This is a genomic window from Xylophilus sp. PBN-3R (assembly GCF_057747805.1).
This window is the reverse complement of the sequence record NZ_CM173225.1, coordinates 1,156,869-1,183,346: the sequence shown is the minus strand read 5'-3', so window position 1 is coordinate 1,183,346 and position 26,478 is coordinate 1,156,869. Positions and strand designations below refer to the sequence as shown.

The following is a 26,478-nucleotide window of genomic DNA, read 5'->3' as shown; positions in this document are numbered from 1 at the left end:
ATGTCGGTCCCTCCATCGAAAGCGCGGTTGCTGCTCATCCGACACGGGGAGTCGGAATGGAATCTGGAACAGCGTTTTACCGGCTGGGCCGACGTGGGCCTGACGCCACGGGGCGAGCTGCAGATGCAGCAAGCCGGCCAGGCGATACGGCAGGCCGGGCTTGCTGTCGACGAGGTATTTACGTCCGTACTGGTTCGTTGTGTTCGGTCTGCCGACGCCTTGCTGCTCGCAGCGGGTTGCCCGGCGGTACAACGCACATCCGACTGGCGGCTGAACGAGCGGCATTACGGCGCATTGACGGGTTCGTCCAAGGCTGAAGCCGTCGCCCGATACGGCGCTGATCGCGTGCAAGCGTGGCGCAGGTCGTACCGCGCGATACCGCCCCCGTGGAGCCATGACGAAACTCTCCGCCTGGCAATGGACGCACGGTACGCAGGGCTGGAATCCCTGCCCTCGGCGGAGTCACTCGAGTTAACCGTTCTGCGGGCAAGTGCGCTTTGGCAGGACCTCATCGAACCATCGCTGGACTTGAATGGAACGGTCGTCGTCGTAGGTCATGGAAACAGCCTGCGGGCGCTGGTGATGCAACTGGAGAGCCTGGACGAAGAAGCTGTATCGCGCCTGGAGATCGCCAACGGTGAAATGCGTTTTTACGAGCTGGGCGCCGGTCGCGCCCTGCATCTGCAATGCATTTGGCATCCCCCGGCCATTGCACCGAACTCGAAAATTCTTTGAATGAATGGAATAAACGCGGAAGGCCAGGCGTCTACCCCCATGTCACCACTGACGAACTCCCATCTTCCAAAGGACTTCCCATGAAATCTTCCCTGCTGCCCACCCTGGTTCTTTCGCTCGCCGCACTGGCTTCCGGCGCCGCCATGGCCGCCGCTCCGGTCAAGACCTCCGGCGGCATGCTGGTCAACACTGCCGGCATGACGCTCTACACATTCGACAACGACACCGCCGGCAGCGGCAAGAGCGCCTGCAACGGCCCCTGCGCCGGCCTGTGGCCGCCCGTCATGGCCGAAGCCGATGCCAAGCCCGAAGGCGACATGACTGTCATCGCGCGCGACGACGGCTCCAAGCAGTGGGCCCACAAGGGTAAGCCGGTCTATCTGTACAAGTCCGACATGAAGGCGGGCGACGCCACCGGCGACAACTTCAAGAACGTCTGGCACGTGATCAAGCCCTGATCAGCCAGGAGAATAGAGGGCCTAGCTCCCCACTCCGGACCCGCCCATGCGTGACCAGGACACCGCCGCCATCGTCGCCTGCATACCCAACCTGCGCCGTTATGCGCGCGGGCTCCTGGCCGACCCGACGCTGGCCGACGACTTGGTGCAAGACACGCTGGAGCGGGCGTGGAGCCGCTTCTCGCTTTGGCAGAAACGCGGAGACATCCGGGCCTGGATGTTCGGCATCATGCACAACCATTTCGTCGACGGCGTACGCGCCAAGGGCCGGCGACCGGAAGACAGCGTCGGCGACGACCTGCCCGAAATGCCGCAGCGCGCCGACCAGTCCGATGGCATCGAGGTGCGTGACCTGGACCGTGTCATGCAACGGCTGCCTGCCGAACAACGCGAAGTGATGCTGCTCATCGCCGTCGAGGAAATGAGCTACGCAGAAGCGGCCATCGCGCTCGGCGTGCCCATCGGCACGGTGATGTCCCGTCTGGCACGTGGCCGCGAAAAGCTGCGACAGGAACTGCAAGGCCGCGAACCTTCGGCCCAGGCCGCCGCGCCTCTGCGCAGGATCAAGTGACATGGACTCCTCCCCACTCAAACCCGTTTCCACCGATGGCAGCAAGCCGGTGACCGAGGCCGACCTGCACGCCTACGCGGACCATTTCCTGGACCCTGCGCGGCATGTCGAAATCGACGCCTTCCTGGATGCACATCCGGCCGAACGCCAGCGCGTGGACGACTGGCGCGCCCAGAACCTGGCGCTCAAGCAGATGCTCGACCCGGTCATGTCCGAACCCCTGCCTTTGCGCCTGCCCTTGATGTCTGCGCCAAGGGCAGGCTGGCAGGAATGGCCGTGGCGGTCACTGGCCGCCGGCGTGGCGATTGCGGTGGTCAGCACCGGTTCGGCATGGTGGGGTCGCGGTGCCTACGACGGGCACCTGCGGCGCAGCGAAACGCTGGCGGCAGCGCAGGCCGGCTCGCTCAATGGCTTCGCCCACCGCGCGGCCGTGGCTCACGTGGTCTACAGCCCGGACGTGCGCCGGCCGGTGGAGGTGGGAGCCGACCAGGAGCAGGCGCTCATCACCTGGTTGACCAAACGCATGGGCACCGAAGTGAAACCGCCCGATCTGCGGGCGCTGGGTTACGGCCTTATCGGCGGCCGGCTGCTGCCGGGCGACAAGGGCCCGGTGGCGCAGTTCATGTTCGGCGGTCCCAAGGGCGAGCGCCTGACGCTGTACGTCACCCGCGAAGACGCAGGGCGCGAGACCGCCTTCAAGTTCGGCCATGACGGTCCTGTGAACGTCTTCTACTGGGTCGACAAGGATTTCGGCTACGCGATCTCCTCGGGCGCCGGCAAACCGGAAATGCTGCGGGTCGCCGAAGCGGTCTACAGCCAGCTCGAGGCGCGCAATTAGGCTGAAAATTGGCCTGTCGGTCCGACTGTCGGCTCGACTGGCAAGATCGCAGTCTGCCGCAAAACCTCAGGAGTCCGGGCCATGCAGGAAAAGTCGCATTGGGACCGTGTCTACAGCACGAAGTCGGCCGATACCCTGAGCTGGTTCCAGGCGCATGCCGACCGATCCCTCGGCCTCATCCAGCGCATTGCCGCCAGCGAACGCAACCGCGTCATCGATGTCGGCGGCGGAACGTCCACCCTGGCAGACGATCTGCTCGGACTGCCCGGCTTCGACGTCACTGTTCTCGACATTTCGGAGAGCGCCCTCGACGTCGCTCGTCAAAGGCTCGCATCGAATGCAGATCGGGTGCGTTGGCTGGCGGGTGACATCACTCGACTTGTCTTGCCCACGCATGCATACGACATCTGGCATGACCGGGCCGTCTTTCATTTCATGACCACGCCGGAACAGCGCGAGGCTTACGTGGCACAGGTGCGACGGGCCGTGCGGCCTGGCGGGCATGTGATCGTCGCGGTGTTCGGGCCGGACGGCCCGCTGCAATGCAGCGGCCTGCCCGTGGTGCGGTACGCGCCAGACGCGTTGCATGCCCAGTTCGGCGACGCATTCGAACTGGTCGAACATGCGTGCGAAGACCATCGCACACCTGCGGGCGTGGTGCAGCAGTTCGTCTACTGCCATTGCGTGATGCACTGAGCGACGTCGCCCGGCACTTCACAGTCCGTCGGGGAACGTATACGTCACCGGAACCACCGAGGGTTGCCCGATCACCAGCGCGATCTGATCGTGCGGCTTCAGGGAGATGTCACGCACCGGCGCGAACTGCACCTTGCCGTTGACATACACCCGCAATGCGCCCTTGAGCCCGGCCACGTTTTCCGCCGACAGCGGCTGCCCCCAGACATCGAAGAAATTGCCCAGCGTGTACACCCGGTCGTTCGGTGATTCGACATGCAGGATGCCGCTGGCATCGTGTGTATGCAGCCAGTAGAAGCCCTGGCCACCACCGACAAAACCATGCTCGATGCGCAGCGGCGCGATGATGCCGATACCGCGCGGCACCGCGATCTGTTCGCCCTTGTAGAAGATGGCCAGGTGAGCGTGGAAGTGGGTCTTGAGCATCTCCTGGCTCGAACCCTCGATGCCATCCACCGGCTGGCCCTGGCCACCCCTGGCGGTATTGCCGTCGGGGAAAACGGCTTTGCCCAATTGCCCGCCCTGCACGAGCAGGTTGCTACCGCCGGACGAGGCCGCGGCAGCACCGTCGGCACCATGCGCAAATGCGGTCGACAGGCAGGATGTCATGGCAATGGCGAGTGCCGCCGCGGCGAAGGGGTGGATGGTCATGATGGACATCAGGAGAAAAAATTCGAAGGAAAACACATATCAGGCGCTGCGGCTTGGCGCCCGTTTCCCGGCGGCCACGCGCGGCCGCCAGACATCGACGGGCTCGCCGTTGCGCCCCATCGGCCAGTGGCCCAGCCAGTGCTCCAGCACGGCGACATCGTCCGCCCGCCGACGCAGGTGCAACGCGTGGCCCTGGCCTGAATGCACCAGGTGCACCAACTCATTCGGCAAGGGCGGACTCTGGTCGCCGAAGTACCAGAAATGCCATGACACCAGGGCGTTGAGACCCGCGATGTCACGTGAGGCTTCCTTGTCGTCGTGCAGGGGATTGGCTACCCGCTGGATCGAGCCGTCGGTCATCGCGCGGTAGAAGTTGTCGGGCGGTCCGTCGCCGCCGGGGCGCTTGGCGACAAAACGCGGGTCTGCCCAGTAATCGCCGAGCGGCATCACCTCGTCGATGCGCATGACGTGGATGACCTGGTCGTTGTGGCGACTGCGCAGGCCGACGACCCAGTCGCCGGGCCTGGCGCTGCGGCGGATCTGCGGTTTGCAGACCGCGAGCGAACACCAGCCGTGGAAAGGATTGGGCGAGCCGCCGCGATCCTGCCGGACGACGTACCGGAAGATGCGCGGCCCGGCCGCCATGCCGTCAGCCGGCCTTCTTGTTCCAGGCACTGCACCAGCCGGCTGCCGCGACCTGTTTGCTTGCAAAGAGCGGGCAAGCCCCGGCGCTGTCCTTGGCCGAACCCTGGAAAAGCTGGCAATTGCCGCAGTTCTGGCTGGCCGCATGGTTGGGGTATTTTTTTCCGTCAACCTTTGTGGTGTCGGCTTTGTAGCCCAGTGCCACGGCCTGCGGATCGGTCTCCGCGAGCATGGGTTTGGCGGCCTGCGCATGGACAGTAGCGGCCGCCAACGCGGAGGCGCCGGCGATGGCCTGGAGCAGGAAGATTCGACGTGGGGTGTTGTTCATTTTTTTGCTTCGTGGGATGGGAAACGTGTGAAACGGTTCGGCCTATTGCTTGAGCACGAAGGCAGCTAGCGCCTTCACCTCGTCCGGCTTCAGAGAGGCGAAAGGCGGCATCGGCACGCTGCCCCATTTGCCGCTGCCGCCCAAGCGGATGCTGGCTTCGAGCCGGTTTTGCGCCTGGGGATCGGACTTGTATTTCTCGGCGACCTCGTGATAACCGGGGCCGACGATCTTCTGCGTCAGGCCGTGGCAGCTGAGGCAGGCGTTATTGGCCAGCAGGGCCTGCACATCCACCTTTGCCCCAGGCGATGGGGCAGGCGCGCTGGACGCAGCAGGTGCAACCGGCTCCGCAGCCGACGCGGCGACGATGGCCGGGTCGTCGGCCTTCGCCGAGCCGTACGCCACCGCCAGGTACGCGCCGATCTGCTTGACCTCGGTGTCGCTGATGGGCGCGCCGTAGGTGTGCTGCATCTTGGCCATTTCGGCGGTCCACTGCATCTGGTTCATACCGGGCGGCTGGTAACTAACGTAGTCGGCTGAGTGGCAGATGGCGCATTTCTGCATCGCGATGGCGAAGCCGGGCAGCTTCGAGGTACGCAGCTTCGAGGTGTTGGGCTGCAGCTGGATGTCCGGCGGCGCGGCGGCGGCGCCGAAACTGGTGAATACGAAAGCCGCGAAGGCGGTCGGGGCGAGACGGGCCAGACGTTTCATGGTGGGCACCTCAGGCGATGACGATGGGGGTGGACTCGACCACATGGCGGCGGTATCCGGCGGGGTTCCAGTCGGCTGTGGCCGGCTGGCCTTCGCCCTTGCGGTTGGTCGCCCTGACCATCAGCACGGCCTTGCCTCTGGAGGCGAAACGCACCGGCAGCCGCCATTCCCGAAACGAGAACCGGCCCAGGTCCTGGCCCAGGTTCGCGACCTGCCAGCTCTGGCCGCCATTCACCGAAACCTCGACCTTGTCGATGCCCGCGCCGCTGTCGAAGGCGATGCCTTTCAGCTCGACCGGGCGGGCCACCGGCAGCACGCCGCCGGCCGAGACGCTGGTGATGAAACTGCGCACCGGCAGCGTGGAAATCGGCCGGGTCTTCGCCGCGGCCGAACCCGGCGCGACGCATTGGCAGTCGTTGTCCGGCACCCGGTAGGCGGTGGTCATGAACAACGCGTCGTGGCCGTCGAAGACATGGTCGATCACCTCAATCTCGGATAGGTGCTTGACCCAGTAGGTGCCGAAGTAGCCCGGCACGATGAGCTTGACCGGGTAGCCGTTGAGAAACGGCAGGTCCTGGCCGTTCATGGCCCAGGCCAGCAGCGGCTCGTCCTGCAGGGCGTGGTCGATGTCCAGCGCCTTGCGGAAATCGGAAGTGGCGGGCAGCACCGGCGTGTCCAGGCCGTTGAAGGTGACCTGCTTCGCACCGGCCTTGACGCCGGCTTTTTCGAGCACCTTGCGCAGCGGCACGCCGACCCAGCGCGCATTGCCCATGGCGCCGTTGGCGAGTTGGGCGCCGAACACTCGCGGCGACGAAAAACCCCGGCTGTTGCCGGAACACTGGTTGACCGCGACTACTTCCACCGGCTGCGCCAGAGCCTTCAGTTCTGCCAGCGACAGGCTCAGGGGTTTGTCCACGAAACCCTTGACCGCCAGCCGGTAGGTCGCCGGATCGACCGAAAGCGGGATGTTGGCCAAGTGGTACCGCACGAAGAAGGCATCGTTGGCGGTGATCGGGCCTTCGTTGAAAGCCTCGAACGGCGTCTCTAGGTGCGGCGGCCTGGTGGTCACCCGGATCAGAGGCCGCTTCTGTGGATATTTCACCAGCGGACGCGGGCCCGCCGCAAAACTGACGCCTTCGCCAGTGTCCCGAGCGGCGAGCGCAGCCAGTGGCGATGCCGCCAGGGCCAGCAGCCCTGTTTGCCGTACGAATCGCCTGCGACCTGCGGCAGGATTTGCGGAAATGTCGTTTTTCATCGGGTCTTGTCTCCTGTTTTTATGGAAGGCAGGAAATTTCAGGGTGCCTTCCAGCCCCACTTCACAAAGATTGCCTGGCCGGCTGGCGACTTCAGGTAGTCCACGAAAGCCTGGGCATGGGCATCGTTGGCGGCGCGGTGGGTCAGCACCACACCGACATCGCGGTAGATACGGAACGGCTCGTCCATCTCCACCAGTTGCGCCAGCTCAGGGTTGGACACCTGCCAGATGTTCCAGATCAGCCACGCATCGATGTCGGGCTGCTGCGTCCATTGCTTGCGCGCTTCGGCGCTGTTCGGCGCTTCCGGTAACGTCAGGTTCTTGCGAAAGGCGCGCACCAGGCCGATGTCGCCAGTACGTCCTGCCACGTCTTCCCACAAGCCGGTCTGGCCCGCGCCGGCGACCGCCATTACCTTGATTCCGGGCTTGAGCAGGTCGCGAAATCCCTGGATGTGCTTCGGGTTGCCGGGGCGCACCAGAATGGCTGCAGGGCGCAGGTACAAGGGCTCCGCAGCGTGCAGATCGAATGCGCCGGGCAGTGCTTTGGCGAAGTCGCTCATCATGTTTTCGGCGCCGCTGAAAACCACGTCGGCGTCCTGCTTCGCCTTGTCCGCCCATTGAGGCGTGGGGCCGGCGGTGACGTTGACCTCGATGCCACGTTTAGCACCGAAGGTCTGCGCGGCCTCCTTCATGGCCGGAGCCGGTCCACCGGGGCCATAGACCTTGAGGGTTGCAGCCCACGCAGGAGCAGCAGCCGCAACGGCCAGGGCGACCGTCGTCAGCAGTCCTCGCACTAAAGATCTCGGATGGACCTTCATGGTGCTCACTTCTTCATCGGCGCGGCCGGTGCCGCAATCGTCGATTCGACGCTGTTTGCTGCCAAGTCCACCTTGGCCAGGCTCAGGTCTTCGTTCAGCACGTAGGCCAGCTTGCCGTCACGGGTGAAAACGATGGCCTGGCGCGGCTCCTTGAAGCCGGTGATGGTGGCGGTGACGGCCTTGCTTGCGACGTCGATCACCGACAGCGAGTTGTCGCCCAGGTTGCCGGCATAGACATGCTTGCCGTCCGGCGTGAGCGCCGCACCGTAAGGGTCCTTGCCGACCGCAATGGTGGATTCGATGGCGCGCTTTTCGACATCCACCACCGCGATGGTGTTGCTGCCGCTGTTGGCCGCGAAGATGGTCTTGCCGTCGGCGGTGACCGAGATGGCGCGCAGCTTGTTAAAGCCTGTGATCTCGCCATCGATCTTGTTCGTCGTCGCGTTGACGATGGTGATCTTGTCGCCGAGGAAGTTGGTCACGTAGAGCGACGCGCCGTCCGGGCTGAGGCGCACGCCCTGGCGCGGCTGGGCGAAGCCGGTCACCACCGCACGCGGCTGGCCGCTGGCGAGGTCGAAGCGGGTCACGGTGCTGGCGGCCTGGTTGTTGACGTAGATCGTCGAGCCGTCCTTGCTGAGCACCGTGCCGAAGGCACCCGGGCCGGCGGGCAAGGTCGAGACCGTCTTCAGGCTGGCCGTGTCGATGCGGGCGACGGTGCCCAGGCTGCTGTCGGAGATGTAGAACGCCTTGCCGGTCGGCTCGAAGACGATGTTGCGCGGCGTGACGAAGCCGTGCAGCACCGCACGCACCTTGCCGGTCTTGAGGTTGTAGACGACCACGTCGGGGCGCTCGCTGTACGACACCACGGCGGTGTTTTCGTCAGGACTCAGCGCCAGCGAGTTGTTGTGGATGCTGCCGTCGAAGGTCCAGCGGGCCGAGGCCGCAGCTTCGGCCGGCGCGGCGGCAAAGGCTGCCGGAGCGGAGGTGATGCCGGCTGCGGCGAGGCAGATGGACAGGGCGAGGATGGTTTTTTTCATGGGGTCTTTCGATTTGGATGGTTCGGTCAAAGGTGTGGACGTCGCTGGAGTGACGCTTATTCCAGGCCGGCCTTTATTTAAGTAAAGAGGTGATACCGGCGTTGATGGCGAACCCGCCGCACACCAGCCACACGAACAGCACCGCGGCCAGTGCGAGCGGCTTGACGCCAGCCTTGCGAATGGCCGACACATGGGTGGTCAGGCCCAGCCCGGCCATGGCCATGGCGAGCAGGACGGTGTCGATGTCGGTGACGCGGCTCACCACCGATGCCGGCAGGAGGGCGAGCGAGTTGAGGCCGGCGACCGCCACGAAACCCAGGGCGAACCACGGGATCACGATGCCGCCCTTCTTGCCGGTGTGACCCTCGGCGGCCAGGCTTTTCTGATGTTCCGGCGAACGGGCCAGCCAGGCCGACAGGATGATGAGGAACGGTGCCAGCATCATCACGCGGACCATCTTGGCGATGACGGCGGTGTTGGCCGCTTCCTGACCGATGGCGCGGCCGGCGGCCACCACCTGGGCCACCTCGTGGATGGTCGAGCCCGCGTACACACCGTAGGTGGTCGGAGACAGGCTGATGAAACCGTACTGCGCGTTGAGGTGGTAGAGCACCGGGTACAGAAAGATCGCCAGGGTGCCGAAGACCACCACCGTGGCGACCGCCACCATCACCTGCTCGGCCCGGCCGCGCACCACCGGCTCGGCCGCCATCACCGCTGCGGCCCCGCAGATCGAGCTGCCCGCGCCGATCAGCATGGCCGTCTTGCGGTCCAGGCCGAAGACCCGGGTGCCCAGGAAACAAGCCAGGCCGAAGGTGCTGCAGAGCACCGTGGCGTCGATGGCGACACCGGTCCAGCCGACGTTCCCGATGTCCTGAAAAGTCAGCCGCAAGCCGTACAGGATGATGCCCAGGCGCAGCAGGCTTGCCTTGGAAAAAGTAACGCCATCACCCGCCGCCGCGCCGATGCGGGAATAAACGGTGTTGCCGACCACCATGCCCAGCACGATGGCGAGGGTCAGCGCGCTGATGCCGTTGCTCTGCAGCCAGCCGAGCTTGCCCAGTTGGATGGAGGCGAAGGCGATGAGTGCGGTCAATACGAGACCTGGGAGAACCGCCTGTGCGCGGCCTGCAAGGCCTGCGCCATGGGTGCGATGTACCGCGGGAGCTCCATGCGATGTGGCATGAGCCTGCTGCTTCAAGTCACGTGGATAGTTCATGCCTCCACTATGAAACGATCGAACTTATAAATCAAACAGGTTGTTTTTCTTATATCTATCGGTTTTTCCGGTCATTAGTCTGGTGATGCATCGCCGGTTCGAGCGCCATTCGAAAAAGGCGAAGGCAGCCATGCCTACCAGCATGGCGCCCACGAAACCCACTGCTTTCAACTCACCCATGCCGAGCGCGTCCAGGGCCGGGCCGGGGCAAAACCCGGCAAGCGCCCATCCCGCGCCAAAAAGCGCGCTGCCGACAACGAGTCTCCTATCGATGTGTCGGTTGGAAGGCAGTCCCCATGCTCATCCTCCCTGCGATGCAGGTGATGGTGCCGACAGGGCAGATGCCACCGGTCGAAGACGATGGCGTGAGTTATCTGAAGATTCCCCTCAACGTTTTCTCGGGTTGATGAAGCGGGCAGCAGAGCTGCTCGAAAACGATGACCAGACTTCCAGCCGCCAGCCCGGTTTGCCTCCATCCAATATTTCAACAATAATTGAAATATGGAAGAAATCGAAGTCGTCAAATCGTTGGCCGCCCTCGCCCAGGAAAGCCGCTTGCGGGTTTTCCGAGCTCTCGTCGTGGCGGGCGCCGAGGGCCTTACACCCGGGGAACTGAGCGCCCAGCTAGGCTGTTCCGGCACGCTGCTCTCTTTTCATCTCAAGGAACTGGCCGCGTCGGGTCTTGTGACGCAGGAACGGCAAGGTCGCAATATCCGTAACCGGGCCGCCTTCGAACGGATGAACACACTTCTGGGCTACCTGACCGAGAACTGCTGCCAGGGCGCCACCTGCATGCCAGGCCGTACATGCTGACCGCTGGCGCGATCTTCGTCCTGACACTGGTGCTGGTGATCTGGCAACCGCGCGGGCTCGGTATCGGATGGAGCGCATCCGCTGGTGCCATCGCCGCCCTGGCCCTGGGAGCCGTCGGCGTTTCGGACATCCCGGTCGTCTGGGGCATCGTCTGGAACGCCACCGCCACCTTTGTCGCCGTCATCATCGTCAGCCTTTTGCTGGACGAGGCGGGCTTCTTCGAGTGGGCTGCCCTGCATATCGCGCGCTGGGGTGGCGGCCGCGGTCGCATGCTGTTCGCACTGATCGTGCTGATGGGCGCTGCCGTGTCGGCCCTCTTCGCCAACGACGGCGCGGCTCTCATCCTGACACCCATCGTGATGGCCATGCTGATCGCGCTGGGCTTCTCGCCGGCGGCCACGCTTGCCTTCGTGATGGCTGCGGGTTTCATCGCCGACACCGCGAGCCTTCCGCTGGTGGTGTCGAACCTGGTCAACATCGTGTCGGCCGACTTCTTCGACATCGGCTTCAACCGATACGCGGTGGTGATGGTGCCGGTGACGGTCGTGTCGGTGCTGGCGAGCTTGTCAGCGCTGATGCTGTTTTTCGGTCGCGACATTCCGTCGACTTACGACATGGGCCGACTGCGCCGGCCTGCCGATGCAATCCGCGATCTGCCCACCTTCCGTGCCGGCTGGGCCGTGCTGGTGGTGTTGCTGGTCGGCTTCTTCGCCCTGGAACCGCTGGGTGTGCCGGTGAGCGCCGTCGCCGCAGTGGCGGCTGCAGTCCTGCTGGCAGTCGCGGCACGCGGCCCTGTCATCAGCACGAAGAAGGTCCTGCGCGGCGCGCCCTGGCAGATCGTGGTGTTCTCGCTGGGCATGTATCTGGTGGTCTACAGCCTGCGCAATGCCGGCCTGACAGCCCACCTGGCCCGCCTGCTCGATGTCTTCGCCTCAGGCGGCGTGTGGGGCGCGGCGATGGGGACGGGTCTGCTGGCCGCGCTGCTGTCCTCGGTCATGAACAACATGCCGACCGTGCTGGTGGGTGCGCTGGCCATCGACGCGTCACAGGCGACAGGCGCCGTGAAGGAAGCGATGGTCTACGCCAACGTCATCGGCTGCGACCTCGGTCCCAAGATCACGCCCATCGGCAGCTTGGCCACCCTGCTCTGGCTGCATGTACTGGCCCGCAAGGGCACCACCATCGCATGGGGCTACTACTTCCGTGTGGGCCTGGTGCTGACGATGCCTGTGCTGTTTGTGACCCTCGCCGCGCTGGCCCTGCGACTTGATTGACCCTGGAGACGCCATGTCCGACATCACCATCTTTCATAACCCGAATTGCGGCACCTCCCGCAACGTGCTCGCGCTCATCCGCAATAGCGGCGTGGAGCCGATCGTCATCGAATACCTTAAGACGCCGCCCAGCCGCGAGGCCCTCCGCAAGCTTGTCCTGGACATGGGCGTGCAGGTCCGGGAAGTGCTGCGCCAAAAGGGCACGCCTTACGACGAACTGGATCTCGGCAATCCGCGGTGGACAGATGAGCAGTTGCTGGATTGCATCCAACAGCACCCCATCCTGATGAACCGGCCCATCGTCGTGACGCCGCTGGGCACACGGCTTTGCCGGCCATCGGAGGCGGTGCTGGACATCCTGCCAGGTCCGCAAAATAGCGTGTTCCTCAAGGAAGATGGTGAAGCGGTTGTGGATGCGAAAGCCGACGATGTTTTTGCGGTCGACCGTTAGAGCGGCGCAATGAAAGCGAAAAGCTTTTCAGCAGCGCAACCGTCGCGGACTGAGTTCGCAGAGGCAGCAATGGGCCGAAAGCGGACTCTTGCTTTGCTGTTAGCTATCGGCCATAGGCGGACATTTAAGCGATGACGTTCGTTGGAGCACTGAGCGTAAGCGTCTGCCACCGCGGCCTGAGCTGTTGACGCCGACCGGAAACTGAGCCACTTTCAGAGGTAGTGCCGAAGTAAAAGCAAGCCAGGTGTTCAACCTACCCTGCTGTTTATTTAAGCAGCGGGGTTCGAGGAGTGATCACCATGGACATGATTGGCAGGATCCGGCGGCTGCACCTGCGCGACAACCTTTCCGAGCGCGAGATCGCGCGGATGACGGGGCTCTCGCGCAACACGGTATCGAAGTAGGTGCAGCGTGGTCGTTGTTGCCGATGACGTGGTGGTCGCCCGCCACGAGCGACTGAGCGACGCCGGCGGAACATGCTATGACTGGCAGCACTACATCCCGCTGGTTCAGCGCAAGCCTGGCGCCCTGAGAAACGGTGCACCCTTCGCAGACATGCCGCCCGCGTTGCAGCAGCTAAGACGAGCATTGCTGCGGCAGGACGGTGGTGACCGGGTCATGGACCAGGTATTGGCCATCGTGCCGCGGGCTGGGCTGGATGCGGTCGTGGTCGCCGCGGAACTGGTGATGGAGAGTCGGCTGCCTTCAGGGCGCGTCAGCGTCGAGCACGTGGTCAACGTGATCGGTCGGCTCAACGCACCGGCGAGCAAGAGAAGGCGCAAGGCAAGGCCGGCCGGATCGCCAGCGGGCTGCTGCGCATGGACCTGGTGATTCTCGACGATCTGGGCTACCTGCCCTTCAGCTAGGCAGGCGGGGCCTTGCTGTTCCACCTGCTGTCGAAACTCTACGAACACACCAGCGTGGTGATCACCACCAACCTGGACTTCGCCGAATGGTCGACCGTCTTCGGGGACGCCAAGATGACCACGGCCTTGCTCGACCGGCTGACCCACCATTGCCACATCGTGGAGACCGGCAACGAGAGCCACCGCTTCCTGCACAGCAGTGCCACGGCGAAGAAACGCATCAGGGCCCGAAAGCATGCCCGACAGACCGGAGCCGGCTCAAGCCCTGCTACTCCCGCGGACTGAAGGCGCTTCGCGTGGCAAGCCGTTCCGAGCTACGCCCTCCACGGCTTGCCACGCGAACCTCAAACCAAGTCAAGGAGAAAAACAGGGCAAGCCATACACTTATCCACAGCCGACCATCAAAACGTCGGCTTCCACCCCTGGTTCATTATTCAATCGGCACGGTGGTTCAGTTCTACTTCGGCGCGCACAGCGCTGGAAGCAGCATGCGAATCTTGGGACGTTACTGGGGTCTCGGGAGCGCCTCCGCGTGCCCGAGATGTTCCTTAAGCTTCGGAAGCGTTTCTGTCGCCCATTGACGCAAGCGGTCATCGCTACCGTTAATTGAAAACGACTCGAACAAGGCGATGGCTTGCCGATGCGCGTCGACCTGATCGATTTGGTACTGCTTGGTTAACGCAGCCCCGTCCAACGCGCTCAACCGGTCGACTCGTGTCTGCCGGCGGGCATCGAGCCTTGCAGGCAATGGGAGATCGGCCTGACGTCCCTTGACGATGACCTGGAGCTGCGATGTCGTCTTCTGATGGTCAGCGTTCATCTGCCCGGCGAAGGTCCGCGTCGGCGCATCGGCCTTGATGGCCGCCAGCTCGCTGCTTTTTGTCTCGAACATGTCTGAAAGGGCGGCCTGCTGAACGAAATGCGCTGGGCTCATTGGAGCTGCAGAAGGTTCCGCAGCGACAGCTTGCGCGGTACAGCCCAAGATCGACATGAGACAGATGACCGAGTGGGTTTTGTTCATCGCTGGCCTCGATTCAGATGACGTCGACGTGGACGCGATGCCACGAACGAGACAGATAGCCGGGGTAATTCCAGATCGGCGCTGGCGTCGCGGGCTGGTTGCCGCCATTCGAGCCGAAGGCGCGGACCACCAGCTCCTTGCGACCCTTGCTCAGGCGAACGTCGGCGGTCCACGGAGTCCAGCTCCAAGGTGCGTCGGGATGCACATCAAGGGCCGCCTGCGTCCATGTCTTGCCGCCGTCAGCCGACACTTCGACGCGAGCGATGCGCTCGCTGGTTGCAATCGCAAAGCCGCGCAACCTGGTCAACCCGCTGGCAATCGAGGCACCCTCAGAGGGCATCAGCAATGCTGAGTTGAGGGGCATGTCGTTGATAAACGGGGCCTTGCTCGGGTCTGCGGTCTGGCTCGTGACGTCGGGCGAGAAGAGTCTGTATTCCTTCTGCTGGATGTGGTTGTCGGACGGCTTGTCCTGCACCTTAATAGAAGCCAGCCATTTCGGGCTGCGAACGCCTGCGTAGCCTGGCACGACCATCCGCACCGGAAAGCCATGCACCGGTGTCAGCGTTTCACCGTTCATGTCGAACGCGACCAGCGTCTCCGAGGCCATGGCCTTGGCCAATGGGATGGAAACACCGTACTTGAACTTTTCGCCTTCTTCCTCGATGTCGTCATGTCCCGCGAAGGCGACGTGCAGATCGCCGGCCTCGCGCACGCCTGCTGCCCGCAGAACGTCGCCTAGGCCCACGCCACCCCATACGGCGTTGCTGATGGAGCCGGCTTGCCAGGCGTCCCCGGACACGGACTTATATTTGCCCATGTCCGCACGCCGGTTGCCCGCGCATTGCATGACCGCCGTCACCGTGCGCCGCTGGAAGCGGCTCCTGAGCTCGGCCAACGGCATCGTCGTCGGTGCAGCCCCGGGCGTCTCGATGAGAATCCCGTAGCCCTCGGCCGAGAGTTCCGGCACCGTACCGTGGTTGCGGATGTAGAAGTCGCTCTGCGGCGTGATGAAGCCGGCGGCGAGCTGATAGGGGCGAGGTTCGGAATTGAGCGGAAACGGACGGTGCACAATCCGGCCGCTTCCGTAGTCGCTTCGCTGGGCCCAGGCGCCAGGCACGCCCAGCGCTCCAGCGGAGACGGCCGACAGCGACGCCACTTGCGCAAGAAAATGTCGTCGGTCATTCATATCGATGTCTCCTAAGATGTCGCAATATAGCAAACGGCAAGCCAGCGCGAGCGCGGGCCGATACAGACGAGCGCGGAAGGGCACACGGCGTTCTCGTGATCGCCGACTTGGTCGGCAACCCGGATGGTTTGTTAACGCCGCCGCGCGATGACGAAGCGCGCTTTTGCTGCGCCAGCCTCATGCCCGTCCACGAAGTCGTACAGGTCGTCGCCGCAGGCCACGCCATCGGTGACGAGGCAGCCGACGCCGCGGTCATCGCGAAGATAGTGCGGGTGATGAGGCTGGCGGCTTTGCTGATCGCGCTGTCGGCTTGGCTGGCCCGCTCCCGGGACGTTAGCGATGCGGCGTTGCGCGGCGCCGTCAGAAACCAGCCTGCAGGAGCACAACCGCATCGCCATCCCTTGGTTCGCCCTTAGCTTCGTCTCGGTGGCGGAGATGAACTCGCTGGCTTAAGGGCACCTATGAGGGCGGCGAAGTCGAAGTCAAACCATACTCTGAAGGCGGCTAACGAGTCAGTACGACTTCAACGGAGGACGGACAAGGCGAGTTTTCTGTGCAACCGGGCAGCATCAGTCACGTCCCGCCGGCCGTGAAGGACGATCCTCTTGACATTGACGGCGACACCATCGACGAAGTTCGTAGTGGACTTGTAGTGGACGCCGGATTCAGAGGGAGCTGTCGTTCTAGTCGTCGAGGAACTCCAGAAGCCTGCGCCCTAACGATTGACGCACGAGTGGTCGACCGTCCTCGGAGACGCCAAGATGACCACGGCCTTGCTCGACCGGTTGACCCACCCTTGCCACATCGTGGAGACCGGCAACGAGAGCAACCGCTTCCTGCACAGCAGTGCCACGACGAAGAAACGCATCAGGGCCCGTGAGCATGCCCGACAGACCGGGGCTAGCTCAAGCCCTGCAACCCCAGCGGACTGAAGACGCTTGGCGTGGCAAGCCATACACTTATCCACAGCCGACTATCAAAACGTCGGCTTCCACCCCTGGCTCATTATTCAATCGGCACGGTGGCTCAGTTCTACTTCGGCGCGCACAAAAAGCCTCATTTTCTTAAAAACCCAAATCAACTCACTTTGGCCAGGATGCAGGTGCTGGCTTGGACTAGCTGGCTGCGTTGATTTGAACAGCGCGCACTCATCACAGTTCATGAGAGACAGCTTTGGGCCGAAAGCAGACTCCTACTTCACTGTTGCTCTCGGCCTTAAGAGGACATCAAAGCTATGGCCTTCGTGGAGCAGTGGATGGGCGCGCCTGCCCACTACGGCTTGAGCAATCAGATGTTGATGACACGAGCCAATCGGACACCCCAATCCTCGTCCGGATTGGTTGTGCCGTCGTCGAGGCGCTCCTGCATCACGGCAACCGCGAGGTCTCGGCGCTTGGGTAACCTGTTTTTTTCCGCGGCACCCAATGCGTCGCCCATCTCCGAATAGGAGAGATCGGTGCAGTAGGCCGGAGCCCCCGGTTGCTGCCGCCAGGAATCCGCAAGACAACCTGCGTCGAAAGCACCCAGACCGGTCTCATCGACCAGCGACATGGCGACCCCCCCAGCACTGATTTGTTCAGCACGTGCCCGCAGGGCCTGGGCACCGGCTTCGCGCGCCTGTACGGCCCGCTGCCATGCCGCTTCGGTGGCGGCGTGCAAGCCAATGCCAATTGAAGAACGCGACGCGGGGTGAGTGAATGGGCCACCGGTTTGTGCAAGCGCCGACCATGGGCCGGCCAGCACGCAACCTGCAAGAACGCAGGTGCAGAGGCATGAAGAAAACTTCACAGAAATCCTGACGAAGAAAATGCCGCAGTGCACCGCGTGCGTCATCGGACGTGAGGTGGACTTAGGATGCGGCGCGTGAAAACGGGCTGGCTGCAGCGATGCAGCCAGCGAGGCGCTTTCAGGTCGTCAGTCGAGGTGGGCGCATCGGCCCGTCTAAAGCGGGCCCAGGTCGGGCCGTCTGGCCGGTCGAAGCAATGCAGAACGGGATGGATGGCGAAGAAGACATTTCCAGCCCAGCTGGCCAAATGGCAGAACCACCAGAGCAACCGTCAGAGGCGACATGCTGAATCGACTCGTCAGAGTCATCCTCTGAGACATCACCATCGTGGTGATGGTGTGGCTCGTCCGCCCAGTGCATCAGCGCATGTGCCGACTCTTCGGACTGGGTGAAGGAAATCGGCTGACCCGCAATCACACCCACCTGCCAGAAGGCAAGTGCGAAGACGATGAGAATGGCGAACCGACGGAACATGCGCGAAGTTTAGCCTCGGAAATTCTGCTGACGGCGGCTCCCCTTCAATTTGCAAGGATTCGTCTGCATCAGATCTGAAAGTCATGAGGGCTCAAAGCAGACACAGAACGCGTCACACGTTGTCTGTGGGACCACCCAGCCAGACAAAGCTGTCCAGGCTGGCGAGTTCCCAGATGGAAGCGCCTTTGCATTTCCGAAATCGTTTTGCCGCATAACGCCTAGGGCCGGCGAGTATCAAAATTTCACGAGCCCATTTCACAGTTCCGCGATTCGAAATTTTCGCCAAGTCGCGCGACTCAATCCACGCAAGACCTAATCAATAGCAAAATAACCAAGAAAAATATATAATCCTAGATATATAATCCTAGAATTATATATGTAGTATTACCGATAGTATTATCGGTAAAACTATCGGTATTCTTTATTCATTCTTCCCTCGTTACTTTTCTTGGGAGGTCCTGGAATCTTCATAGCGAGACTTCCCTTGCGATAAAGCAAGAGTTGTCTCACTTCGATTATCTCGAAGGCATTATTGCAAGATTATACAATAATGCTAAAGCGTGCCCAGGCATAATCTCACCCGCCCCGATCGTCGCTTCTCAGACTTAATCCCGCGCCGTCGAGGATCCCATTGTTTGCGCGGTCAATTGCTTGGGCCAATCGAGAGCCCCTCACGGAACCGACGCATAAATCCAAGCAAGCCAAAATTGGCATGTTGGCCGCTGTCTGAAGCTCCACCAACACCTGGCCTTGAGTGAACACAATCGTTCGACCGAAGGCACCAAATTTAGCGAACGACGTCTGTCTACACTGATCGTCGAACTCTTGAGCAGACTATATCGCAATTGCGTGGCAGAAACACCACAAAAACGTCGCCGAACGGATGTTCATGCACTTTTTCTCACCTAACTGTCTGCAGGAGCACTCTTTTTGACGATGGAACGGCTGCCAAGCTGACCGCAGGCACGTTTTGATGCCAACGTTGGTGTCGGCAGACCCTCTCAAGACAAAAATCCCTTTTCTTTGGTGATTTCGACCGTTCTCATGAAAATTCCGACATCGAAAAATGACGCGAAGAAAAGGATGAAACGGTGACTCACGCTTACGAATTTGAGTTCGCACTCGCCGAGTGTGGGACGACTGCGATCCGCCCGTTGAGCGAGCTGTCGCACTTGTCCGAGAAGAAGATCGACGATGATTTTTGCGCAAGGTTCGTTCGGCTAAAAACCCTGGCCACTGACTTCGCCAACTGCCTGGACACGCATGCTCGCGAAGAGCCCGCGGTTGCATGGGCGGAGTCGCGTTTTTCGAAACTCATCAGCATCCCCTTGGCTTTTCATTGCGGCTTCATGCTGTCTTCTGCATTCAGGTTGGACCGTCATGCAATTTGATCCGACCACCATACCGGGCATCGAGTTCATGACATGGGTCAGCGGACTTGAAGAGGATGACCGCTTCAAAGCCGCAGACGGAGCTGTGCGCTGCCCACTGGCACCCGTTTCAGCTGTAGAGTTTGACAAACTGGCTGCTTCAGCGGCCGTCGTCGGGAAGACACTGGCTCAGAAATACCCCGGACGCACCAGCTTGACGACTGCAGAGGCTGCTCTCGTATTGGGACGCCAAAAGGGCACCCTTTTAGTGTGGGCATCAAAGCAAAACGGGCCGATACGGCCGGTTAAATCAGGTCGCAAGAACCTGTGGCCCATCGCTGAACTGCAGAAAATTGCAGCTTGAGCTTCGTCAAACCACCCTCCGGATTGGAGTGGTTTTTTTACGTTCGGCGCTGGTGTAGTCGAACGAAATGCCGGCGCATTCAAGAATGTACTTCTCGTACATGATTGCAAACGGCATGAGCTGCTTCAAGGTTCGCGGTTTGTAGTGCTCCGACATGCTTCCGCTCAACACTGAGTGCCCAGCGATCTGGTCCATCGCGCCGCTTGGGCAACCTGCAGCCTCGGCCATTAACTCGAAGGTCCGACGCATGCCGTGCGGCGTCAGGTGCGCAATACCCGCATGCTGCAGAGCCACGCGGATCGCAGCGCGAGGATCGACCACCGAACCCGCTGTGCGATTCGAGCCGAAAACGTATGGATTTTCCGGTCGCCGAGGGCAACTCAGCACGAGGTGCTCAAAGTACGGCGTGAGCGGAATCACGCGAATTCGCTCAGAGGTCTGGTCGCTCTTGTCGTGGATTGACATCCGCTTATGCCGAAAGTCTATGTCTTCCCAGCGCAACTTTGCGAGCTCCATCTTGCGAGCCCCGGTCAAGATTAAGCCTTGAACGTATGCCGACATGACTTTGTTTCGCGAAAGCTCAATCCCTTCAAAAAACAGCGACATCTGGTCTTCGTCGATAAAGTCTGTCCGACGCGCATTTTTACGGGTTGGCAGGTTGTCCTGGATGTCTGATGCTCGCGCAGCGCGCGCGTCCACGAGCCGCTTGTAGTCCTTACGCGAAGAGCACCAGCGCAGGAAACCCGACAGAATTTCCACCGCTTTTTTAGCTTGTGCACGACCGCGTTTCTGCTGAACCTCTGACCATTCTTGAATTTTCTCGCTGCTCAGATAGACTAAATTGAGCGACATGAGCGAGTGCAGCGGACCGGGCAGCGTGGTGCCACTCCCACGTTTGTAGGGCTCGCCACCCGGCTTTGACATGTCGACGAGCGTGCCACGGTAAACCTCCGACCACGATTCTTTCTTTTTGGGCCGGCCTTCAGCTAGGTACACAGTCCATGCCTCGCCTACTGTGATCTGAACCTGCCTGCTTTCCTCGCGGACGGCGACGTCCTTAGCAATCAACTCCGACTTCACTTCGCGCGGGTCACGACCACCGTCGATAAGTTGCTGCAGGCGCCGGGCCTCTTTCTGTGCATCAGGGAGATCCCAAGTCGCGACTTTGCCGATGACCATGCGCAAGTCGCTCCCAGCGAAACGGCCTTGGAAGACGTAGGCCGGTTGACCGTTCGGCTTGAGCTTCACGCCAAGTCCTTTTGTACGCGGATCCCAAAGAAAAGATTGTGACTTTCCTGGGGGCACGCGGAGCTTGGTGAAGCCGTCCGGTGAAAACTTTAACTTCGCGTTCGCCAACTGCACTGCAAGCACTGCAGGGTCTGTGTCTTTAGTCATCAGAAACAATCGTGTTCCACTTACCCTCGGGGTAAGTGCAGAGGTAAGTTACGCTCATGCATTTCGATGCATGTCGATGCATGTCGAAAACTTGCTTCGGCGCGTGGAACTGGCTTCACAGGAGGAAAACGAATCTTAAACAAATCCTTAAGTATCCAATGGATACTTTAAAAAATGATTGAACGGATCATTCGTAATGAGAAGGTCGGGTGTTCGATTCATCTCTCCGGCACCAAACAGAAAGCCCCTGATTCGCAAGAGTCAGGGGCTTTTTCCGTTGGACCAAATGATCCGGACGAGAAAACCGCACCCAGCGGGTGTTTGTTCAAAGGTAAGCACCGGACCTCCGCCATCCTGGCTGGACAACCGAGTCGACCTCAAATGCAGGAGCTCTAGCCGACTGGTCTAATCTAATGTACCATCGCACCATGCCTTCTTCTTCCATCTCCAAGGAATCCTCTGAAACCCGCGCCGCCATCCTGGCTGCCGGCCAGCGACTGATGGCCGGCAAGGGGTTTTCGGCGGTCGGCCTCAACGAAGTCCTGACCGGCATCGGTGTGCCCAAGGGGTCGTTCTATCACTACTTCGCGTCGAAAGAAGCCTTCGGCGAAGCGATGCTCGACAGCTACTTCGACGACTACCTGGCCGAAATCGACGCAACCCTGCGCAAGCCCGGCCAGACCATGGCGCAACGCCTGATGACCTACTGGCAGGGCTGGCAGGACACACAGTCCTTCCTGGACTGCCAGGGGAAATGCCTCGCCGTGAAGCTGGGCGCCGAGGTCGCCGATTTGTCGGAACCGATGCGCCTGGCGCTCAAGCAGGGTACCTCGGGCATCACGTCCCGCCTGGCCCGCGCCATCGAGACCGGGGTCGCCGAAGGCTCCCTGTCGATCGACGGCGAGCCGGCGCAAGTCGCCGAAAGCCTCTACCAGCTCTGGCTGGGAGCCAGTGTGATGGTCAAGATCGTGCGCAACCGCAAACCGTTCGAGGCCGCCTTGACCACGACCCGACAGATTCTCCATCTGCCCGCCTAACGGGCCTCCACCCACGCACCAGCCGGTGCGTTTTTACCAAGCAGCTTATAGACGACTGGTCTATTACTTAACTCAAAAGGCATTGAAATGAAGAAAATCCTGATGGTCCTCACCTCTCACGACGAACTCGGCACCACCGGTCGCAAGACCGGTTTCTGGCTCGAGGAACTCGCCGCGCCCTATTACGCTTTCAAGGATGCCGGTGCTGACGTCGTGCTGGCCTCGCCCATGGGTGGCCAGCCACCGCTCGACCCGAAGAGCAACGAACCGTCCTTCCAGACCGAATTCACCCACCGCTTCGAAGCCGATGCCCAGGCACAGGCACAGCTGGCTTCGACGGTCCGCCTGGACAGCGTCTCGCAGGCCGATTTCGACACCGTGTTCTACCCCGGTGGCCACGGTCCGCTCTGGGATCTCGCGGAGGACCGCGATTCCATCGACCTGATCGAGTCCTTCATCGGAGCCGGCAAACCGGTGGCTCTCGTCTGCCATGCACCTGGTGTGTTGCGTCATGTGAAGACCGCCGACGGCAAAGCGCTGGTCGCCGGCAGGAAGGTTACCGGCTTCACCAACACCGAGGAAGAAGCGGTCGGCCTGACGAAGATCGTGCCCTTCCTGGTGGAAGACGAACTGATCAGCCTGGGCGGCCTCTATTCGAAGGGCCCGGACTGGGGCTCCTACGTCGTGACCGACGGCCTGCTGATCACCGGCCAGAACCCGGGCTCATCGGCCGCCGCCGCCAGGGTGCTGCTGGAACAGCTGGCTGCCTCTGCGGCCTGATCGGACATCAACCCGCTTCTCCCTTGCCGGCGAGGCGGGCTTCGTATCCGCGGCAGGCACCGACCAGCCATTCGGCCAGCGCATCGGTCCGCTCGTGCAGCCTGAACATCGGTCCCGCGACCAGCACCGCCAGGTTCCGGCTGGGCAGCTTCAGCGCCACTGCCACGCCGCCCAGCCCGGGAGTGAATTCGGCATTTCCCAGGAACCAGCCCCGCAGCGTCGACCGCTCGATTTCCGCTTCGACCGCAGAGGCATCCATCAGCGTGCCCTCGGTATGGCGGTCGAACCGCGCCTTGCGCAGCACCGACGCGCGGTCTTCCGGGCTCATCTGCGACAACAGTGCCCGGCCGGTCGCCGTGACATGCAGCGGCACCGTCTTGCCGCGCTGCGCGGTGTAGCGGATGGCATTCGGTGATTCGACCGCATCCAGGAACAAGGCCTGCGATCCGCTGGCCGCCGCCAGCACCGCCGTTTCGCCGGTCTTCTGAACCAAGGCTTCGAGCAAGGCATGCAGGTCGGCCGGCACGGGCTGCGCCGCTTCGATGCGGCCGGCCAATTCGGCCAGCACCGGCGCAGGGTAATAAGCGCCCTTGGTTCTCGGCTCGTACAGAAAACCACGCTCGACCAGCGTGCCCAGCAGCTTGAAGGCACTCGACCGCGGCCAGTCGAAATGCCGGGCGATTTCAGCCAGCGTCGCCGGCCGGCGATGGGCTGCGAAGAACTCGATCAAGTCCAGGACATTGGCGGCTTGTTTGACGGTCACGGTGCGGTTCGCTCCAAGGGTTCGGCGCACTTTACTTGACTCGTGGTTTCTGCGTGGGCAAACTTTATTCCCATACAGAAACAAAATGACGAGACAAAAGACATGAATTTCGAGCTCAGCCCCGAACAGGAGTCCATCCGCAACGCGGTCAGGGACCTGTGTTCCCACTTCCCCGAGTCGTACTGGCGCGAGCGCGACACCGATGGCGAGTTTCCCCACGCCTTCTACCGGGCCATGGGTGAAGCCGGCTGGCTGGGCATCGCCATCCCCGAGGCCTACGGGGGCGCCGGGCTGGGCGTTCAGGAAGCCGCGCTGATGATGCAGACGGTGGCCGAATCCGGCGCCTGCATGAGCGGCTGCTCCGCGGTTCACATCAACATCTTCGGCCTGATGCCGGTCGTGGTTTTCGGTAGTGAGGAACAGAAAAAACGCATGCTGCCGCCGATGGCACGCGGCGAGGTGAAGTCGTGTTTCGCGGTGACCGAACCCGATGCCGGCCTCAACACCACCCGCCTGAAGACCCGCGCGGTGCGGCATGGCGACAGGTACGTGGTGCACGGCCAGAAGGTATGGATCTCGACCGCCCAGGTGGCCGACAAGATGCTGCTGCTGGCCCGCACCACGCCACTGGAAGACCTCCCGCCCGGCCGCCCGTCGCACGGGCTTTCACTCTTCTATACCGACCTCGACCGCAGCAAGGTCGACGTGCGGGTGATCGAGAAGATGGGCCGCAAAAGCGTCGACTCCAACGAACTGTTCATCGACGGCCTGGAGATTCCGGTCGAGGACCGCATCGGCGAGGAAGGCAAGGGTTTCCAGTACATCCTGCACGGCATGAACCCCGAACGCATTTTGCTGGCGGCCGAGGCGGTCGGCACCGGCCGCATCGCGCTGGAAAAAGCAGCTGCCTATGCCCGCGAACGGGTGGTGTTCGACCGCCCCATCGGGCAGAACCAGTCGATCCAGCATCCGCTGGCGAAGAACTGGGTCGAACTCGAAGCCGCCCAACTGCTGGTGCGCAACGCAGCCTGGCTGTACGACGAAGGCCGGGAATGCGGCGCCCAGGCCAACGCTGCCAAGTACTTCGCGGCCGAGGCCGGTTTCACCGCCTGCGAAAGGGCGGTGCTGACACATGGCGGCATGGGGTATTCCAAGGAATTCCATGTCGAGCGCTACCTGCGCGAAATCATGATCACCCGCATCGCGCCGGTGAGCGCCGAACTGATCCTGAGCCACATCGCCGAGCGGGTGCTGGGGCAGCCCAAGTCCTATTGAGGCCAGGCCGCGCCGCCGAGCGTCAGACGAACTTGCCGGTGATTCCGCCGTCCACCAGCAGTTCGGTCCCGGTGATGTAGGCCGCGGCGTCCGAGACCAGGAAGGCACAGGCGGACGCCACGTCCCAGGCGCTGCCCATGCGACCCACCGGCACCTGTTTCGCGCGCGCGGCGCGCGCGGCGTCGAGGTCTTCGGCATCGAACATCTTTGCCACCGTGTGGGCGATGCGCGGTGTGTCGATGAGCCCCGGGATCACCGTGTTGGCCCGGATGCCCGAACCCGCGTATTGCTGCGCCAGCAGACGGATGAACTGCTCCACCGCCGCCTTGGTCACCCCGTAGGCCAGGTGCGGATAACCCAGGTAACGCATGCCGGCGATGGACGATATGGCAACGATGACGCCGCGCCCGCGTTCTGCCATTTCGGGCAGCACCTGCTGCGTGGTCAGCAGCAGGCTGCCGACATTGACCGCGTGGATGCGTTCCAGGTCGTCCAGGCCGGTTTCCATCGGGCCGCCGGTCTTGCCGATGCCGACGTTGTGGTGCAGCACGTCGATCGGGCCGAAGGCCGCGCGCGCTTCTACGAACAGGCGCTGCACGTCGACGGCCAGCGCCACGTCGCCGACCAGCGTCACCGCTTCGCCGCCCTCGGCGCGGATGAGCGCCGTGGTCTCTTCGGCCGACGCCGCATCGCGGTCGGCCACACAGACCCGAGCTCCCTGCCGCGCGTAGGTGACACACGAAGCCCGGCCGATGCTCCAGCCCGGTCCGGCGGAACCGCCGCCGGCGACGAAGACGGTGCGGCCGGTCAGGTCGGTCGGCAATGCTGGTGGGCGGTTCATCAGGCGTGATCTCCCTTGGCGCCGTGACCCGCGCGACTTGCATTCCCGACATAGGGGATGGCCTGATCCACCGTGTCCCAGATGAACCGGCCGGAAGGACTCTGCTGTTCCTCCACGATGTGCGCCACCAGGCCCGCCGCGCGCGAGATGACCGCGAAACCGCGCATCACCTTGGTCGGCACCCCGATTTCGCCTAGCAGCGCGGCGACCGCGCCAGTGGCGTTGAGGGTGATCTTGCGACCGGCCACTTCGTCCACCGCCGCCTCGAGTTGCGCCAGCGCGCGCAGCTGGTCGCCTTTCAGGTCGGGTTCGGCGCGGGCCAGTTCGAGCAGTTTGTAGGCACGCGGATCCAGCGGTTTGTGCAAGTGATGGCCAAAACCCGGCACCGCGCTGCGCTGCGACTTGTAGTGGCGGGCGATCGCCAGCGCCTCGGCCTGCGGGTCCGCCGCAGCCCGGATCCGGTCGAGCAGGCCGGCGCAGTTCTCCATGGTGCCCACGAAGCTGCTGCCCACCGCCAGCAGGCCCGCGGAAACGGCGCCCTGCAGGTTTTCGGGCGCGCTCATGTAGATCAGCCGGGTGGCGATGGCGCTGGGCGTCAGGCCGTGTTCCATCAGCACGATCAGCACCGCGTCGGTGATGCGCAGGTCCACCGGGCGCGGCGTGCGGCCGAGGATCTGCATCAGCATGACTTCGGTGAAAGTCTTCTTGCCGAGCAGGTCTTCGCACAGGTCGGCGTCGCCGTAATGCAGGCTGGTGAGGGTGTGGGTGCACAGGCGGGTGACGGGGCCCTGGGTGATGTCTCGGGTCATGTGTGTCTCCTGGTATT

At 62.6% G+C, this 26,478-nt stretch carries 31 protein-coding genes and 3 pseudogenes; 17 read left to right on the top strand and 17 right to left on the bottom strand.

Features of this window, described 5'->3' with window-relative positions; genetic code table 11:
• The 5 genes from AC3ANW_RS05420 (at position 1) to AC3ANW_RS05400 (ending at position 3,298) form a co-directional block, all read left to right on the top strand.
• Positions 1-735 (top strand): 2,3-bisphosphoglycerate-dependent phosphoglycerate mutase, encoded by a 735-nt coding sequence (locus tag AC3ANW_RS05420; protein ID WP_488344182.1) that lies wholly within the window; start codon positions 1-3, stop codon positions 733-735.
• 80 nt (positions 736-815) lie between these two features.
• Entirely contained in the window at positions 816-1,193 is a 378-nt protein-coding gene (locus AC3ANW_RS05415) for a COG4315 family predicted lipoprotein (protein ID WP_488344181.1), read from the top strand.
• A 46-nt stretch (positions 1,194-1,239) separates the two neighbouring features.
• Positions 1,240-1,764: an RNA polymerase sigma factor gene (locus tag AC3ANW_RS05410; protein WP_488344180.1), complete on the top strand. Its 525-nt coding sequence runs from the start codon at positions 1,240-1,242 to the stop codon at positions 1,762-1,764.
• Position 1,765: 1 nt separating this feature from the next.
• On the top strand, positions 1,766-2,602 hold the full coding sequence (locus AC3ANW_RS05405) for an anti-sigma factor family protein (protein ID WP_488344179.1): 837 nt from the start codon (positions 1,766-1,768) through the stop codon (positions 2,600-2,602).
• 81 nt (positions 2,603-2,683) lie between these two features.
• On the top strand, positions 2,684-3,298 hold the full coding sequence (locus AC3ANW_RS05400) for a class I SAM-dependent methyltransferase (RefSeq protein ID WP_488344178.1): 615 nt from the start codon (positions 2,684-2,686) through the stop codon (positions 3,296-3,298).
• Positions 3,299-3,316: 18 nt separating this feature from the next.
• On the opposite strand, the gene AC3ANW_RS05395 is transcribed toward AC3ANW_RS05400, so the two are convergent.
• The 9 genes from AC3ANW_RS05395 to AC3ANW_RS05355 form a co-directional block, all read right to left on the bottom strand.
• Positions 3,317-3,958, bottom strand: a complete 642-nt coding sequence (locus AC3ANW_RS05395) for a hypothetical protein (RefSeq protein WP_488344177.1) — start codon at positions 3,956-3,958, stop codon at positions 3,317-3,319.
• Positions 3,959-3,988: 30 nt separating this feature from the next.
• Positions 3,989-4,594 (bottom strand): Nmad2 family putative nucleotide modification protein, encoded by a 606-nt coding sequence (locus AC3ANW_RS05390; RefSeq protein ID WP_488344176.1) that lies wholly within the window; start codon positions 4,592-4,594, stop codon positions 3,989-3,991.
• Positions 4,595-4,598: 4 nt separating this feature from the next.
• Positions 4,599-4,919 (bottom strand): high-potential iron-sulfur protein, encoded by a 321-nt coding sequence (locus AC3ANW_RS05385; RefSeq protein WP_488344175.1) that lies wholly within the window; start codon positions 4,917-4,919, stop codon positions 4,599-4,601.
• 42 nt (positions 4,920-4,961) lie between these two features.
• The gene (locus tag AC3ANW_RS05380; RefSeq protein WP_488344174.1) at positions 4,962-5,627 is read right to left on the bottom strand and encodes a c-type cytochrome; all 666 of its coding nucleotides are present in this window, start codon (positions 5,625-5,627) and stop codon (positions 4,962-4,964) included.
• Positions 5,628-5,637: 10 nt separating this feature from the next.
• Positions 5,638-6,882 carry a SorA family sulfite dehydrogenase catalytic subunit gene (gene sorA, locus AC3ANW_RS05375; RefSeq protein ID WP_488344173.1) on the bottom strand — a complete coding sequence of 415 codons (1,245 nt, stop codon included), beginning with the start codon at positions 6,880-6,882 and terminating at the stop codon, positions 5,638-5,640.
• 38 nt (positions 6,883-6,920) lie between these two features.
• Positions 6,921-7,700, bottom strand: a complete 780-nt coding sequence (locus tag AC3ANW_RS05370) for a substrate-binding domain-containing protein (RefSeq protein WP_488344172.1) — start codon at positions 7,698-7,700, stop codon at positions 6,921-6,923.
• A gap of 5 nt (positions 7,701-7,705) precedes the next feature.
• Entirely contained in the window at positions 7,706-8,737 is a 1,032-nt protein-coding gene (locus AC3ANW_RS05365) for a YncE family protein (RefSeq protein WP_488344171.1), read from the bottom strand.
• 73 nt (positions 8,738-8,810) lie between these two features.
• On the bottom strand, positions 8,811-9,833 hold the full coding sequence (locus tag AC3ANW_RS05360) for a YeiH family protein (RefSeq protein WP_488344170.1): 1,023 nt from the start codon (positions 9,831-9,833) through the stop codon (positions 8,811-8,813).
• 147 nt (positions 9,834-9,980) lie between these two features.
• The gene (locus AC3ANW_RS05355; RefSeq protein ID WP_488345357.1) at positions 9,981-10,229 is read right to left on the bottom strand and encodes a DUF6691 family protein; all 249 of its coding nucleotides are present in this window, start codon (positions 10,227-10,229) and stop codon (positions 9,981-9,983) included.
• Between the two features lie 228 nt (positions 10,230-10,457).
• On the opposite strand from AC3ANW_RS05355, the gene AC3ANW_RS05350 reads away from it, so the two are divergent.
• From AC3ANW_RS05350 to AC3ANW_RS05330, 5 genes and pseudogenes are all read left to right on the top strand, one after another.
• Complete coding sequence (locus tag AC3ANW_RS05350) at positions 10,458-10,769, top strand: ArsR/SmtB family transcription factor (protein WP_488344169.1); 312 nt, start codon at positions 10,458-10,460, stop codon at positions 10,767-10,769.
• On the top strand, positions 10,763-12,043 hold the full coding sequence (locus AC3ANW_RS05345) for an arsenic transporter (protein ID WP_488344168.1): 1,281 nt from the start codon (positions 10,763-10,765) through the stop codon (positions 12,041-12,043). The genes AC3ANW_RS05350 and AC3ANW_RS05345 overlap by 7 nt, the downstream gene beginning before the upstream one ends.
• A gap of 13 nt (positions 12,044-12,056) precedes the next feature.
• Entirely contained in the window at positions 12,057-12,494 is a 438-nt protein-coding gene (gene arsC / locus AC3ANW_RS05340) for an arsenate reductase (glutaredoxin) (RefSeq protein WP_488344167.1), read from the top strand.
• Positions 12,495-12,905: 411 nt separating this feature from the next.
• A pseudogene (locus AC3ANW_RS05335) lies at positions 12,906-13,253 on the top strand (IS21 family transposase); the annotation flags it as partial.
• A 2-nt stretch (positions 13,254-13,255) separates the two neighbouring features.
• Positions 13,256-13,645: pseudogene (locus AC3ANW_RS05330) on the top strand (ATP-binding protein); the annotation flags it as partial.
• Between the two features lie 220 nt (positions 13,646-13,865).
• Here AC3ANW_RS05330 and AC3ANW_RS05325 read toward each other — a convergent pair.
• On the bottom strand, positions 13,866-14,381 hold the full coding sequence (locus AC3ANW_RS05325; protein WP_488344166.1) for a DUF4142 domain-containing protein: 516 nt from the start codon (positions 14,379-14,381) through the stop codon (positions 13,866-13,868).
• Between the two features lie 13 nt (positions 14,382-14,394).
• Positions 14,395-15,567 carry a molybdopterin-dependent oxidoreductase gene (locus AC3ANW_RS05320; protein ID WP_488344165.1) on the bottom strand — a complete coding sequence of 391 codons (1,173 nt, stop codon included), beginning with the start codon at positions 15,565-15,567 and terminating at the stop codon, positions 14,395-14,397.
• 95 nt (positions 15,568-15,662) lie between these two features.
• Between AC3ANW_RS05320 and AC3ANW_RS05315 the strand changes: the two genes are divergently transcribed.
• Together AC3ANW_RS05315 and AC3ANW_RS05310 are read left to right on the top strand one after the other, a co-directional pair.
• Positions 15,663-15,983, top strand: a complete 321-nt coding sequence (locus AC3ANW_RS05315) for a putative sulfate exporter family transporter (protein WP_488344164.1) — start codon at positions 15,663-15,665, stop codon at positions 15,981-15,983.
• Positions 15,984-16,298: 315 nt separating this feature from the next.
• Positions 16,299-16,499 (top strand): annotated as a pseudogene (locus tag AC3ANW_RS05310) (ATP-binding protein); the annotation flags it as partial.
• 355 nt (positions 16,500-16,854) lie between these two features.
• Here the strand turns inward: AC3ANW_RS05310 and AC3ANW_RS05305 are convergent.
• Both AC3ANW_RS05305 and AC3ANW_RS05300 read right to left on the bottom strand, forming a co-directional pair.
• On the bottom strand, positions 16,855-17,400 hold the full coding sequence (locus AC3ANW_RS05305; RefSeq protein ID WP_488344163.1) for a hypothetical protein: 546 nt from the start codon (positions 17,398-17,400) through the stop codon (positions 16,855-16,857).
• A 73-nt stretch (positions 17,401-17,473) separates the two neighbouring features.
• A complete protein-coding gene (locus AC3ANW_RS05300; protein WP_488344162.1) occupies positions 17,474-17,827 on the bottom strand; it encodes a hypothetical protein in 354 nt (117 codons plus the stop codon).
• A gap of 1,091 nt (positions 17,828-18,918) precedes the next feature.
• Between AC3ANW_RS05300 and AC3ANW_RS05295 the strand changes: the two genes are divergently transcribed.
• Together AC3ANW_RS05295 and AC3ANW_RS05290 are read left to right on the top strand one after the other, a co-directional pair.
• Complete coding sequence (locus AC3ANW_RS05295) at positions 18,919-19,218, top strand: hypothetical protein (protein WP_488344161.1); 300 nt, start codon at positions 18,919-18,921, stop codon at positions 19,216-19,218.
• Positions 19,208-19,561, top strand: a complete 354-nt coding sequence (locus AC3ANW_RS05290; protein ID WP_488344160.1) for a hypothetical protein — start codon at positions 19,208-19,210, stop codon at positions 19,559-19,561. The genes AC3ANW_RS05295 and AC3ANW_RS05290 overlap by 11 nt, the downstream gene beginning before the upstream one ends.
• A gap of 6 nt (positions 19,562-19,567) precedes the next feature.
• Here AC3ANW_RS05290 and AC3ANW_RS05285 read toward each other — a convergent pair whose 3' ends face one another.
• On the bottom strand, positions 19,568-20,956 hold the full coding sequence (locus AC3ANW_RS05285; RefSeq protein WP_488344159.1) for a tyrosine-type recombinase/integrase: 1,389 nt from the start codon (positions 20,954-20,956) through the stop codon (positions 19,568-19,570).
• A gap of 428 nt (positions 20,957-21,384) precedes the next feature.
• Here AC3ANW_RS05285 and AC3ANW_RS05280 point away from each other — a divergent pair, with 428 nt between their 5' ends.
• A complete protein-coding gene (locus AC3ANW_RS05280; protein WP_488344158.1) occupies positions 21,385-21,993 on the top strand; it encodes a TetR/AcrR family transcriptional regulator in 609 nt (202 codons plus the stop codon).
• Between the two features lie 87 nt (positions 21,994-22,080).
• The gene (locus tag AC3ANW_RS05275; RefSeq protein WP_488344157.1) at positions 22,081-22,773 is read left to right on the top strand and encodes a type 1 glutamine amidotransferase domain-containing protein; all 693 of its coding nucleotides are present in this window, start codon (positions 22,081-22,083) and stop codon (positions 22,771-22,773) included.
• A gap of 7 nt (positions 22,774-22,780) precedes the next feature.
• Here AC3ANW_RS05275 and AC3ANW_RS05270 read toward each other — a convergent pair whose 3' ends face one another.
• On the bottom strand, positions 22,781-23,536 hold the full coding sequence (locus tag AC3ANW_RS05270; protein ID WP_488344156.1) for an IclR family transcriptional regulator: 756 nt from the start codon (positions 23,534-23,536) through the stop codon (positions 22,781-22,783).
• 102 nt (positions 23,537-23,638) lie between these two features.
• On the opposite strand from AC3ANW_RS05270, the gene AC3ANW_RS05265 reads away from it, so the two are divergent.
• Positions 23,639-24,811 (top strand): acyl-CoA dehydrogenase family protein, encoded by a 1,173-nt coding sequence (locus tag AC3ANW_RS05265; RefSeq protein ID WP_488344155.1) that lies wholly within the window; start codon positions 23,639-23,641, stop codon positions 24,809-24,811.
• 22 nt (positions 24,812-24,833) lie between these two features.
• Here the strand turns inward: AC3ANW_RS05265 and AC3ANW_RS05260 are convergent, their stop codons facing one another.
• On the bottom strand, positions 24,834-25,652 hold the full coding sequence (locus AC3ANW_RS05260) for an SDR family NAD(P)-dependent oxidoreductase (protein ID WP_488344154.1): 819 nt from the start codon (positions 25,650-25,652) through the stop codon (positions 24,834-24,836).
• Positions 25,652-26,461: a citryl-CoA lyase gene (locus AC3ANW_RS05255; RefSeq protein WP_488344153.1), complete on the bottom strand. Its 810-nt coding sequence runs from the start codon at positions 26,459-26,461 to the stop codon at positions 25,652-25,654. Before AC3ANW_RS05255 ends, AC3ANW_RS05260 begins: the two co-directional genes overlap by 1 nt.
• Positions 26,462-26,478: the final 17 nt, after the last annotated feature.